This is a genomic window from Pseudovibrio denitrificans JCM 12308 (assembly GCF_001310815.1).
Classification (GTDB): Bacteria; Pseudomonadota; Alphaproteobacteria; order Rhizobiales; family Stappiaceae; genus Pseudovibrio; species Pseudovibrio denitrificans.
Genome location: NZ_BAZK01000001.1, coordinates 369,266 through 381,254, shown reverse-complemented (window position 1 = coordinate 381,254; position 11,989 = coordinate 369,266). Strand labels below are relative to the sequence as shown.

At 52.6% G+C, this 11,989-nt stretch carries 13 protein-coding genes, 2 tRNA genes and 1 pseudogene; 7 read left to right on the top strand and 9 right to left on the bottom strand.

Features of this window, described 5'->3' with window-relative positions; translation table 11 throughout:
• Positions 1–5: 5 nt before the first annotated feature.
• From JCM12308_RS28790 to JCM12308_RS01620, 3 genes are all read right to left on the bottom strand, one after another.
• Entirely contained in the window at positions 6–239 is a 234-nt protein-coding gene (locus JCM12308_RS28790; protein ID WP_208978172.1) for an NAD(P)-dependent oxidoreductase, read from the bottom strand.
• Between the two features lie 120 nt (positions 240–359).
• Positions 360–433: transfer RNA gene (locus JCM12308_RS01625), tRNA-Gln, on the bottom strand.
• Positions 434–483: 50 nt separating this feature from the next.
• Positions 484–557, bottom strand: a tRNA-Gln gene (locus JCM12308_RS01620).
• A gap of 546 nt (positions 558–1,103) precedes the next feature.
• Here JCM12308_RS01620 and JCM12308_RS01615 point away from each other — a divergent pair.
• Both JCM12308_RS01615 and JCM12308_RS01610 read left to right on the top strand, forming a co-directional pair.
• Entirely contained in the window at positions 1,104–2,543 is a 1,440-nt protein-coding gene (locus tag JCM12308_RS01615) for a Ppx/GppA phosphatase family protein (RefSeq protein WP_054782661.1), read from the top strand.
• Positions 2,540–3,241 (top strand): RlmE family RNA methyltransferase, encoded by a 702-nt coding sequence (locus JCM12308_RS01610; protein ID WP_008551852.1) that lies wholly within the window; start codon positions 2,540–2,542, stop codon positions 3,239–3,241. Before JCM12308_RS01615 ends, JCM12308_RS01610 begins: the two co-directional genes overlap by 4 nt.
• Positions 3,242–3,285: 44 nt before the next feature.
• On the opposite strand, the gene JCM12308_RS01605 is transcribed toward JCM12308_RS01610, so the two are convergent.
• A complete protein-coding gene (locus JCM12308_RS01605; protein WP_208978171.1) occupies positions 3,286–4,668 on the bottom strand; it encodes an MFS transporter in 1,383 nt (460 codons plus the stop codon).
• 430 nt (positions 4,669–5,098) lie between these two features.
• Between JCM12308_RS01605 and guaB the strand changes: the two are divergent.
• A pseudogene (gene guaB, locus JCM12308_RS01600) lies at positions 5,099–6,516 on the top strand (IMP dehydrogenase).
• 160 nt (positions 6,517–6,676) lie between these two features.
• Positions 6,677–7,810: a tyrosine-type recombinase/integrase gene (locus tag JCM12308_RS01595; protein WP_054782659.1), complete on the top strand. Its 1,134-nt coding sequence runs from the start codon at positions 6,677–6,679 to the stop codon at positions 7,808–7,810.
• A gap of 51 nt (positions 7,811–7,861) precedes the next feature.
• On the opposite strand, the gene JCM12308_RS01590 is transcribed toward JCM12308_RS01595, so the two are convergent.
• From JCM12308_RS01590 to JCM12308_RS01580, 4 genes are all read right to left on the bottom strand, one after another.
• Complete coding sequence (locus tag JCM12308_RS01590) at positions 7,862–8,551, bottom strand: hypothetical protein (protein ID WP_164845247.1); 690 nt, start codon at positions 8,549–8,551, stop codon at positions 7,862–7,864.
• A gap of 46 nt (positions 8,552–8,597) precedes the next feature.
• Positions 8,598–8,789: a helix-turn-helix transcriptional regulator gene (locus JCM12308_RS27620; RefSeq protein WP_083416497.1), complete on the bottom strand. Its 192-nt coding sequence runs from the start codon at positions 8,787–8,789 to the stop codon at positions 8,598–8,600.
• 122 nt (positions 8,790–8,911) lie between these two features.
• Positions 8,912–9,355, bottom strand: coding sequence for a hypothetical protein (locus JCM12308_RS01585; protein ID WP_054782657.1), 444 nt, complete (start codon positions 9,353–9,355; stop codon positions 8,912–8,914).
• A 2-nt stretch (positions 9,356–9,357) separates the two neighbouring features.
• Positions 9,358–9,642, bottom strand: coding sequence for a hypothetical protein (locus JCM12308_RS01580; protein WP_054782656.1), 285 nt, complete (start codon positions 9,640–9,642; stop codon positions 9,358–9,360).
• Positions 9,643–9,919: 277 nt separating this feature from the next.
• On the opposite strand from JCM12308_RS01580, the gene JCM12308_RS01575 reads away from it, so the two are divergent.
• Positions 9,920–11,044 carry a hypothetical protein gene (locus JCM12308_RS01575; protein WP_054782655.1) on the top strand — a complete coding sequence of 375 codons (1,125 nt, stop codon included), beginning with the start codon at positions 9,920–9,922 and terminating at the stop codon, positions 11,042–11,044.
• Between the two features lie 101 nt (positions 11,045–11,145).
• On the opposite strand, the gene JCM12308_RS01570 is transcribed toward JCM12308_RS01575, so the two are convergent.
• Positions 11,146–11,460 (bottom strand): helix-turn-helix transcriptional regulator, encoded by a 315-nt coding sequence (locus JCM12308_RS01570; RefSeq protein WP_054782654.1) that lies wholly within the window; start codon positions 11,458–11,460, stop codon positions 11,146–11,148.
• Between the two features lie 88 nt (positions 11,461–11,548).
• Here JCM12308_RS01570 and JCM12308_RS01565 point away from each other — a divergent pair, with 88 nt between their 5' ends.
• Positions 11,549–11,785, top strand: a complete 237-nt coding sequence (locus tag JCM12308_RS01565; RefSeq protein WP_054782653.1) for a hypothetical protein — start codon at positions 11,549–11,551, stop codon at positions 11,783–11,785.
• Positions 11,769–11,987 carry a hypothetical protein gene (locus tag JCM12308_RS01560; protein WP_054782652.1) on the top strand — a complete coding sequence of 73 codons (219 nt, stop codon included), beginning with the start codon at positions 11,769–11,771 and terminating at the stop codon, positions 11,985–11,987. The genes JCM12308_RS01565 and JCM12308_RS01560 overlap by 17 nt, the downstream gene beginning before the upstream one ends.
• Positions 11,988–11,989 lie beyond the last annotated feature (2 nt).

Genomic DNA, 11,989 nt, shown 5'->3' with positions numbered 1-11,989 from the left:
AAAAATCAAATCAAGCCCACCAACCGCTTTGATTGCTTCAGCATTGGCCTGCAGGCTTCCAGATCTTCCAAGGAAAATGCGTGGCTCTCAATCCTGTCGTGTTTGGGAATGCGTTCAGGTGAGCGCGCAAAGCAAAACACTTTGGCTGTGCCGTAGCGATCCAGACATTCCTGCGCAAAAGCAGAGCCAATAGCGCCGCTTGCACCAAACACAGCAACTCGTTTGGGAGAAAAGGGCATGACACATCCTTCGCAGTTTGAAACCGCGGGAAGTGTTCTTGAGCCATGCACAAACGTCAACTAGCGGAAAACAGGAAGAACCGCTGAGTGCGATGGTGAGCTTCAATGTAAGGAAGAGAATGGCTGGGGATCCTGGACTCGAACCAGGACCGACGGAGTCAGAGTCCGCTGTTCTACCATTAAACTAATCCCCAGCAGAACAGGAGGGTGGTGTTCCCTGCAATGCAGAAGCTTAAACTGAAATTGGCTGGGGATCCTGGACTCGAACCAGGACCGACGGAGTCAGAGTCCGCTGTTCTACCATTAAACTAATCCCCAGCAATAACAGCAAGTTAGCTACTGCTCGCCGACAAACAGAAGCAAGCTGCTCAATTCGTCGGTGAGAGGGCTTTTAGTGTCCGTACCGTACCTTGTCAACTTGGTTCTGGTGAGTTTTAACAAAATCAGTGGTCTAAGCGGATTTCTGGCCCCTCGCTTGTGAATAAGGATCTCGCCTCTGCGTGTTTTTGCGCAGCCGCATCTTGCTCGAGGCCACAATAAGGCAGCTGCTTTCCTGCACAAGTCGGGCAGTAAGCTCTTGGAGTTTCCTGCAATTTGAGAGAACCCGTTTAAATTTAGGACTGTACCATTCCAATGGGGCGATTGCTGTTTGCCATTAAACTGTTACAATGTTGCCAACTTGAAATGACTTCGGTCCTGATCGCATCCAGATGCCATCAGGACTGCACAAAGGCATAGCACTTGAAAAAAACGGGTGAGCGGTCCTCTTCGGATGGAACGAGAACGCCCGGCGTCCCGGGAAGCTCTAAAAAGGGCAGACGGAAGCAACGCCACAGAAAGCGCCAGTCAGGAGACGCCAAAAGTGTGTCTCCGCAACGCGCTGAAACCGGTCATTCTGCTGTAGCGGCGGAAGAGACTGGCAGTTCTCGTCCTGAAGGCGCCAAGCGGCAGAGGAAGGCACGTCGCGCAAAGCCTAATCGGGCTGAAAGACGTGCGCTCTTAAACCAGAAGCTACATCCGCCCGTTGTCAATATTGATCCGGGCGGCACATCAGTAGAAGTTTTGCCACCTGCTCCTAAAAAGGAGGAGGCCAAAAAGCATGTGCCGACGCCGGGAAGGCAGGATGGAACTTCCGACAGAAAGTCTCCGCGGTCTTCCCAAGGCTACAAAACCAGAGATAACGATACCAACCGGCGCCGACACCCTGCAGATATGCGGGGCGATGGCACGCATCGTTTCCCAAGCCGTCACAGGCATCATGCAACTGGACCGCAAGAGCTGTATGCAGCGCTTGATCTGGGCACTAACAACTGCCGCTTGCTGATAGCCAGACCTGAACAGCGTGGCTTTCGCGTGATTGATGCCTACTCCAAGATTGTGCGCTTGGGGGAGGGCGTCGGACGGAATCGCAGGCTCTCCGATGACGCCATCTCTCGCGCCATCGAAGCTCTGCAGGTCTGTCAGCAGAAAATCTCTGAGCGCGGTGTTCAGCGGGCAAGGCTGATTGCAACGGAAGCCTGTCGTGCAGCTGAAAACGGCGAGGACTTCGTTAGTCGCGCCAAAAAAGAAGCCGGACTGGAGTTGGAAATCGTCAGTCAGGAAACTGAGGCACGCCTTGCTGTGGCAGGCTGCGTATCGCTGGTTGATCCTGAAGCTGATGGAGTTCTGCTTTTCGATATTGGTGGCGGTTCTTCTGAGATCGTCTGGCTCGATTTGCGTAACCGCTACGGAGCTAGAGGGTATGCTTTGACCCGCTTCGTCAGAACATGGACTTCCTTGCCACTTGGTGTGGTCAATCTGGCTGAACGGCACGGCGGCGTGCATGTGACGCCAGAGGTTTTTGAGGCCATGGTTGGTGATGTCTCAGAAAGATTGCAGAATTTCCCTCTTGGCAATGAACTCTCCCGTGCTATAGAGCGCGGCAACGTCCATATGCTGGGAACATCCGGGACGGTGACCACATTGGCCGGGGTCCATTTGGGCCTCAAACGCTATGATCGCCGCCGCGTTGATGGAGCATGGATGGAACAGGAAGATGTTTCAGCCATGATTAACCAGCTTTTGAATATGTCCTACCAGGAACGGGTGGAAAATCCTTGTATTGGTGAGGACAGAGCCGATTTGGTGCTAGCAGGCTGTGCGATTTTGGAAGGAATACGCCGCAGGTGGCCGTGTCAGCGTTTACGTGTCGCTGACAGAGGACTGCGTGAAGGTATTCTGATGGAGATGATGGCGGCAGACAAAGTCTGGAGCAACTCCAACCATAAGCGCCGGCGCACACCTAGAAAGGAATATAACAGATGACCCGCAACTCAAGTGGTCGTGGATCAGGTGATCGTGGCATGTTTCAGCGCGTGAAAACCGCGCGTAAACGGTCCAATTCCTCTACACTCTGGCTGCAGCGCCAGCTGAACGATCCTTATGTCCGCCGCGCGAAGGTGGATGGCTATCGTTCCCGTGCAGCGTACAAGCTGATTGAGATCAACGAAAAGCACGAGATCTTGAAACCAGGCATGCGCGTGGTGGATCTGGGCTGTGCACCGGGTGGCTGGTCTCAGCTGACCGCACCAATCGTTGGTTCCACAGATGATGATCCGCTGGTTGTTGGTATCGACTATCTTGAAGTTGAACCAATCCCTGGCGTGGTGATCCTGCAGAAAGACTTTCTGGACGACGATGCGCCGGACGAGTTGATGAAAGCGCTTGGTGGACATCGTCCTGATCTGGTCATGTCCGACATGGCGGCTCCAACAACCGGTCACCGTCAGACAGACCACCTGCGCACCACCTACCTGTTCGAGATCGCAATTGATTTTGCGCGCCAGAACCTCAACGAGGGCGGCACGTTCCTCTCCAAAGTGTTTGCTGGCGGTGCAGAAGCAAGTTTGCTTCAGGATTTGAAAAAAGAGTTCAAGTCCGTGGTGCACATTAAGCCACCAGCAAGCCGCAAGGGCAGCCCGGAGATGTTCATTCTCGCTCGTGGCTACAGAGGCAAAAAGTAATCATCAAAAGGCTGGTCTCGACCGGCCTTTTTGTTATGTGCAATCTAATGGTGCAAGTGCGCCTGTTCATCCACTTTGTTTTTGCCAAGGTTCACCGGCAGGAACCAGAAAAACACAGCAGGCAACAGCGCAAATAGTCCGGTGCAAACGGAAAGCCAGATGAAATCTGGTCCAGTCAGCATATCTGCACCCGTCACATTTTGCCGAACATGCAGCACCGCAGCTGCAAATCCTACAGCCAGCGATATGGAAAGCTGCTGAACAAGGCCCGCAAAGCTCACACCTTGATTGACCAGACATCGCGTGAGATCCGCATAACTCGCCGTGTTCGCGGACGTGAACACAAGGCTGCGTGTGAAGCCTGTTAGGAGGATGAGTACTGCGACTGTTGCAAGAGACTGTGTGAGCCAGACAAAACCCACCGCCAGTGTCAAAACGGAAAGCGCAGCAGTGCAGGGCAATAGCACACCTCGAAAGCCGAGTGTCTTGATCAGGCGATGCGCAACGGTTCTGGAAAGCAGGGCGCCCACCGCTGCAGCTCCCATCAAGAGCCCCGTGGTCAAGCTATCAAGCCCCATTGGTATCTGCAAAATAAGCGGCATCACAAACGCAAAGGAAGCCACCCCAATGCGCAGTGGCACTGCAGCAAAGGTTGAGAGGCGATAACTCACATTTGTGAAGAGCTTCGGGTCAACCACGGGATGCGCCGCCCGTTTTGCGTGCCAGATGAAGACCAAGGCGCAAAGAAGACTGGCCGTGAACAAGCTTCCCGGAATAGAGGCCTCGCTCGTTACCTTGGTGAGATTTGCTATGCCCGCAAGCAGGAGAGAGGCGGCGCTGCCAAGCAGAATGAAGCCCGGAAAGTCAAAAGGAATCTTGTTTTTGCGCTTGTAGTCTCGAAAGTAAAAACTGCTCATTGCCCCCACGGCAATGCAAACGGGGACGTTGATGAGAAAGATCCAACGCCAGCTCAGATAATGAACGATCACCCCACCCAGAAACGGACCAAACGCAATCCCGAACGCTGCTGGCGTCACCACCCAGACCATGGCTTGCACAAGGTTCTTCGTGCCAGCCATGCGAATAACCGTCAGACGGCCAATCGGCATCAAAAACGCACCGGCAACACCTTGCACGCTGCGGGCAATCAGCAGGTGGGTGAGATTTGTTGAAAGCGCACACGCAGCGGACATACTCAGGAACAGGATCGTGGCTGTAACGAACAGCCGCTTTGAGCCAAGTCGATCTGCTGTCCAGCCCGAAATGGGAATAAACACCGCCAGCGTCAGTTGATAGAGCGAAATCGTCATATGCAGTGACAGCGGATTGATGTTCAGATCCCGCGCTATGGTCGGGATAGCCGTGCCCAGCACCGTCGCATCCAACTGTACAAGCAGCAGCGTCATGCCAACGATCACAGTCGTCATGCGGAGGCGGTGAGGCATGCGTGAGGCTTTCTGGTTTCCAAAGGGTGAGGGGCTTTGTCAAAGGCTCAGCACCCTGCACTGGTGATCTGCGGTCAAAAGCTCACCCTAGAGGAACTCAGTCTACCAACAATCATTGGTCCACTGCGTAATTTAATAAAATCAATGGGGTAGGGCGAAAACATGCAATCTGCTTTCTGAAATTGACAAATGACCCCTTTTCAAATCGGAAAAGCCGTGGTAGTGACCCGCGTCAACTTCTCTATCATTTCAGGCAACTCTGCAATCAAATCCACTTGAGCAGGGAGTGGATCAGGGTGGTCTATATCTATCCGAAGGGAACTTGGCGATGCCTACATTTTACGAACCATCTTCAGGTCACGAAGCGCTGACTTTTGATGATGTTCTGCTCCTCCCAGGGCATTCCGAGATCATGCCAGCGCAGGTAGATCTGCACTCGCGTATCTCTCGCAATCTTCATTTGCATTTGCCGATCCTCTCTTCCGCAATGGACACGGTGACCGAAGCACGCCTTGCTATCGCAATGGCACAGGCTGGCGGTCTGGGTATCATTCACAAGAATATGCCTCTTGAGCGTCAGGCTGAAGAAGTCCGTCAGGTGAAGAAGTTCGAAAGCGGCATGGTGGTCAACCCATTGGTGATTGGCCCGGATGCTACGCTGGAAGACGCGCTCAACCTGATGGAAGCGCATAAGATCTCCGGTGTTCCGGTTGTCGAAAACGGTGGCCGTGGTGGTACTTCAACTGGCCGCCTCGTTGGTATCCTCACAAACCGTGACGTCCGCTTTGCCTCCAACCCAGAGCAGCTGGTATGTGAGCTGATGACCCGCGACAACCTCGTCACTGTGCGCGATAATGTGCGTCAGGATGAAGCCAAGCGCCTTCTGCACCAACACCGCATCGAAAAGCTGCTGGTGGTAGACGAAAACCAGTGCTGTGTTGGCCTCATCACCGTAAAGGACATGGAAAAGGCACAGCTGAACCCGAACGCATCCAAGGATGAGCAGGGACGCCTTCTTGCAGGCGCTGCAACCAGCGTGGGTGAAGAAGGTATGCGCCGCGCAGAAGCGCTTATCGAAGCAAGCGTGGACCTTCTCGTAGTAGATACTGCACACGGCCACTCTCAGGCTGTGATTGATCAGGTCGCAGCGATCAAGAAGCGTTACCCGAACGTGGAGCTGGTAGCTGGCAACGTGGCTACACCAGCTGCAACAAAAGCGCTGATTGATGCTGGTGCAGATGCAGTGAAAGTGGGCATTGGTCCAGGTTCTATCTGTACAACCCGTATTGTCGCTGGCGTCGGTGTGCCTCAGCTCACCGCGATCCTCGACTGTGCGGCAGAAGCTGCCAAAGCAGACGTGCCAATCATCGCAGACGGCGGCATCAAATTCTCCGGCGATATGGCCAAAGCATTCGCAGCAGGTGCTGGCTCCTGTATGGTTGGTTCTCTTCTGGCTGGTACGGAAGAAAGCCCGGGCGAAGTTTACTTGCATCAGGGCCGTTCCTACAAAGCCTACCGCGGCATGGGCTCCGTTGGCGCAATGGCGCGCGGTTCCGCAGATCGCTACTTCCAGGCAGAAGTCTCTGACAAGCTCAAACTGGTTCCGGAAGGCATTGAAGGCAGGTGCCATACAAAGGCCCACTCTCATCTGTCCTGCACCAGCTCGCAGGCGGCGTCCGCGCCTCCATGGGCTACGTCGGCGCACCAAACCTCCCAGAGTACAAAGAACGCGCCACCTTTGTCCGCATCTCCGGCGCTTCTCTAAGAGAAAGCCACGCTCACGATGTGACGATTACACGTGAGAGCCCGAATTACCCCGGCGCGGTTTGATAATACCATTTAGAACTACGAGTTCTTTTAAAATCAACAAGTTGCGGTTATTTGGTATTATGCCAAATAGCCGCTTTTTTTATGGGGTGTGTGACTAGCCTGCGATTAGTTTTTCGTGTTGAAATAGAGCCGTGCGATTTATTCGATTTGGGGCTCTTGAATGGCAACTCGGCTCACTAACTCCTATCTTAAGAATTTTGAATACGCAGGCAAGCAGGTTCGGCTTTACGATTCCGCAGAGCAGGGGCTTGTCGTTGTCATCGGCGTCAAAAAGAAAAGCTTTTCTGTCTACGTCAAAGTGGATGGTAAGCGTCGCTATGAAGCGCTTGGCTACTTCCCGGAAATGACGGTTGAAGAGGCGCGGGAGAAGGCGCGCAAAACAAAGAAGGCACTGCGCGAAGGTCTCGTGCTTGTGGAGACGCTCGGAGAGCTGGCCGAGGCTTACTTCAAGCGCCGGGTCGGTGAGGTTGCCGAGATTACTTTGAAGAGATATCGGGCGGACTGGGACAGCAAGTTTGAGGAGTGGCACAAGCTGCGTCCTGAGGCTCTTACCGTCGATCGATGTCGAGTGAAGTTTGGGGCGCTGACTGAAGCGCATGGTCCGATCGCAGCGAATACTGCAGCGATAGCCTGTCAAGTGATCATCAACTGGTCTATCTCTCAGGGGCTCCTGCCTCTGTCCTATGCTAATCCCTGGCAATATGTGAGCCGTAACCCGCGCAAGCCAAGGGTGCGTTTCATGAGCTCTGAAGAGCTTAGCTCTTACTGGGAGGGCTTGGAGCAAGTTCAGTCTGGTGGGCGGCGCTGGATCATGGCTCTGCATGCGCTTCGCTACTTACTCATGACAGGGCGACGTAAAGACGAGGCTTTATCGCTGCGTTGGGAGCAGTTGGACCTTGAAATGGCAATGGTCACTCAGCCCACGAAGACGGGTGAGAAAACATTTCGGTTGGCAAGAGAGGTTGTCGAGCATCTGCAGAACATCCCAAAGGTGAAGGGCTGTGACTTTGTGTTTGCGTCATTTGGCAGGGCCAACTCGCCGATTGATGAGCACACGCTCTATGGTGCTCATAAGGATATTTGCGACCGTGCTGGTATCAAAGATTTGCAGATCCACGATCTGCGGCGAACAGTCGGATCGCATCTTCGTCTGAGTGGTGTTGGGCTGGCGGACATTGCTGACATTCTCGGGCACTCAGATTTGACGACAACGCGCCGGCACTACGCGCATCTGGATGGTGCATCTCATCAGGATAAGGTGGAAGTTGTCGCCGCCTTGATGAAGCAGAAATAGCCGTGGCAGGGCAAGGATGACCCGCCACACTATCAGGCAAAGAGCTATGTTTTAGCGTTTGGAGAGCTTGCAAACTTCAACCGCATCTTTCGCATCCTTAGGTAGGGTGCTGCATACAGTGTATTGCTTCTTAGCTGTCACGATTTTCAACTTTGCAGCTCTGGGGCCAAAGGCTTCGTTGAGGGCTTTTCTGAGGCTTTTGATCCACTTGCTGTGGGAGGGGCGTTCGCGATCGCCATACGGGATAACAGTCACTGTGCCTGGAGCAAAGTTGCTGTGATATGTGGCGTCTTCAATCTCAAGCGTCTGCGTTGATTGGGTGAAACTGCCCTCTGATTTGTAAAGAGCAAACCTCCCACGGCGAGGCTGCTCAGAATAGCCGATGAAATAGAGATGGCCATCATGCTGAAAAGACACTCTGTTCTGGCCAAAAAACAGCTTGTTCGGATTGCTGTTTTTGTCTTTGCTACAGTCCTTGAAACTGTTGTTTTTTGAGACCTTGCAGAAGGTGTCGACCATGAAGAAGGCTGAACTGTCAAATCTCCAGACAACGTAGTTTCGCTTGCTGTCGATGGGGAAGTTGTTCAGTAGGTAAGGCAGGCTCGTTAATGTTTTACAGCCACTCAAAATAAAGGCTGTTAGCCCCAGTATCAGCCATTTCCGCATCGCATAGTCTTTCGTTGTTATGTGTTTGAGATGCGGATATGGCAGATACAGGCCTGTATCAATGTTTATGTTCAAATTTATCGATTTACTAACTCTTGTTGTGAAGGAGTAGCGGTTTTTTCTACTCTCCCGTGTGGCGGCAGGCTGTTGCAGCTATGTACGCGTTGAGTTCCTCTGCCGTGTAGCGGACAGTTCGTCCGATTTTGCAGTATTTCGGGCCGATCCCCTGACAGCGCCATGCATCGAGCGTGGACTTGGAAAGGCGAAGGCGTTTTGCTGCTTCTCGTGTCGTCAGTAGTTCAATCGTGCTCATGCTGCGGCTCCGTTTTTAAAGGTGTTGCAGTTTACGGCTGTCTCCATCGCATCTGCAGTCGATGGCAGCAATCTCGGGGCTTTTGGGCTTGATGGTCGCAGCTAGTGGAATGGTTGGGCCTGTCAGGCTTCGGCGGGAGAGTTGGTTGAGGGCGGTGATTGTGGTGGCTTGCCGGATTTGCTCCAGCTTGGCGCTGTCAGTGCGCGAGATGGTGTTGGGGCGGGGTATGAGCTCCCCAAGTGCTTGGCAAGCTCGCAGAGGCCGCCTGAGGGGCGCTGCAGGGTTGTTTGGCCGCTATCACAGTCCGTTTCCACATAAGCAAGGTTGGTCAGGATCACCTGGAGGCCAGAGGTCATCATCAGCGGGCGCAAAGGGCGTGGTGTGAACCGGGCTGCCAGCAGATTGAACTGGGCCTGAGATAAGAAGATATCCGTCAGGTTTGGCAGGGCAGCGACGCGGCCGAGAACAATACCCAGAGACCGCCAGCTCACTTTGGATGAGGCAGGGTGGCTCAGATTGATGTAACAGCGCTCTGGCAATGGAATGAGGCTTACGGTCTCGTTCATGATCACCCCCGACCCAACTTGTTGAGGGCATGCTGGCACAGCTGCCAGCCGTCACGATAGAAATCCTGAAGGTTATGGATCTGCGCCACGATCGCAGTGCTGTCTGCGGGGCTGTCTTTCAGGACCTGTTTCAGGTCTTCTCGCTTCAACGCAATCTCGCCAAAGCTTGGGGCGATCTGGTCGAGCAATTTGTGGCCTTGTTGCTCGGCGGTGGAGTTTGTCGGCAACTGTCCTGGTTGCAGGAGTGGGCCGGTGTTGTGTGAGGCAAGTGTCAGATATGAACTCATGCAGAAATCTCCTGAGCGCATGAAGCAAATGGCACGGGCACAAGGGTTGGAAGGAGTGCCCGCGCCTGTCACCTGCCTAGCGTAGGGAGCTGCATGACAGGCACTTCGGAAAGTGTGTTTTCAGAGCAAAAAAGTTGTCTGATTGATCTTCATAAGAAATTACAAAATATTTGTATTGTCAACCGATGTAGTACAAAATATTTGTAGATGAATATTTTTCATTGTGCCGAGATGCTGCAAATTTACTAAAGTTACCCCTAAATTCTAAGGGGCACCTATGAAAGCTATCGCATTAACTTCATTGATTTTATTTTTGTCTGCCACATCCTCGGATGCGTTTGAGGTTGTACCCCCGCTTCCGCGCGCAACGGCGTCCGTCGTGATTGAGCCTGCCGGGCACACTGATCATCCGCTACAGCTGGCTATTTCCTGCACTAGCGGGATAGTTACTCTGTATAGCCTCTCCCTTCTGGGCCTTGAGGAGTATAGCCGCAGAACTTTGCTGGATCCGACATTTCTGAGCTTTCTATTTCAGGTGGATGACGAGGAGGTTAGTCGCCCCCATCTGCGAGCAGAGCGCTATCGTGGCGATATTGTTCTATCTAGCTATGAAACCGCTTTGAAGCACTCCTCCTATCCCGTAAGGGGCATGAAGCAGGTGCAGGGCGGAATGGAAATGCGTAGCCTAAATGGTGATGTCCTTCTCTATAGCGCGAAGAGTCTTTCTGCTGCGATGGAGCACCTGAGCCGAAAGTGCGAGGATTTGAGTTTCTCAAGTCAGCTTGCGAAGGTGGAGACTCCTTCAGATCTACAAAAGCACAGCCTTGTGCCGTTGCATTTAATAAGGGGTGGCTACTACAAGCTCGAAGATAGAGAAAATGAAGAGGGGGAGGTGAGTATGCTTTTTATGGAGGCCGGAATTGGTGACTGGACCTCTATTGAGCGAGCAAGGTCTCTGACTTCATTGGCAAAGTTAATAAACTCAATACGGCCTAAGGTCGACATTGATTTGACTTTAATAACTGGTGGCGCTGACCGCTATGCTGCAGGTATGGCTTCTTCTAGGCTGACTTACTCTGCGAAGTCAGAAACTCTCACGGTGAGGGGTAATGACTTCAATATAGGCGAAGACTTCTATTCTCTTCTGCAAGAATTTGTGAAGGCTGATGTAATTTATTCAACTTCGTATAGGAAGCCAGCGAAGCTTGATCTTGTATACAATCTATTTCGAGAAAAGTATAAAGGGGATCCAGGGCTACTAAATGATATTGCGTATCAGGGCCTTGAGATGAAGGAGTTTAATTTGAGTTTGGCTGACGCTCCTACGCCATTTACCTATAAGCTTGTTCTTCAGGATGCGCGGGCTGCGCTCTGTGATGACTATTATAGCCTCTGCTTCTAAATATTCAATCTGCATACATCCTATAACTCAGCCCTTATTCCGTATTTTAAGGGTTGAGTTATGCGTGATGAATGTAGATTGAGACGACTGATAATTATCGCTTATTCGACAGGGCTATCGCTCGATTTACTAGAGCTGCTCTCGCGTGGTCTGGATGCCCAGGCTTTCGCAATCTTCTGTGGCAATGCCTCAACTCTCCCAATGAACAAGAAGTCCAATGAGGTGCCGTAAGTGTCGTTAATGGCCAGCGCACCCTTGAGGGATAGGCGCTGTGTGCCATTCTCCCAGTTTGCCATCTGGGTGTAGCTCGCGCCCACACTGCTCGCGAGCTCTTTTGTGCTCAAGTCATAGTATTCCTTGAGCCATTTAAGGCGCTCGGCAACGTGTTTGGTCGAGGATTCTTCTGGTTCTTTCATGGCCTTAAAGATTCCAGATTACAAAAAAATTGGAAGCTTTTTTATTTTGTACTTGTGATGTAACAAAATATTTGTAATGTTACGGGTCATGACCGATGCAAAGCAAGTTCTCCAATCACTTGGCCGCGAAGCTGTTAAGTCGGCTTTGGGCGTCAAGCAATCCGCAATTTATGCCGCCGAAGGCAAGGGCGTCTTTCCCGCGGCCTGGTTTGATGCGCTGGACAATATGGGAGCGTCCCAAGGCGTTTCCGTTCCGCGTACGCTTTTCAATTGGAAGCATGCTTCAGAAGACGGAGAGGAGCGCCGCGATGACACTCCTCTCTGACCTTGCCCGAAAAGCACCGGGCGAACCGGCAGGCGGCGAGGGCGCTTTGCATCTGTCGCCGGCACTCATGGTTCTGCCGTTCAGCATCGCGCTCCAGTTTTTCCAAATTCCATTTCTCTGCCTGCATCAGCTCGGCTCCGCTGCTTTGGACGGTCAGTCTGCAAGACTGACCGGGCGCTGTCAGCGAAACACTGAAGGATAGTT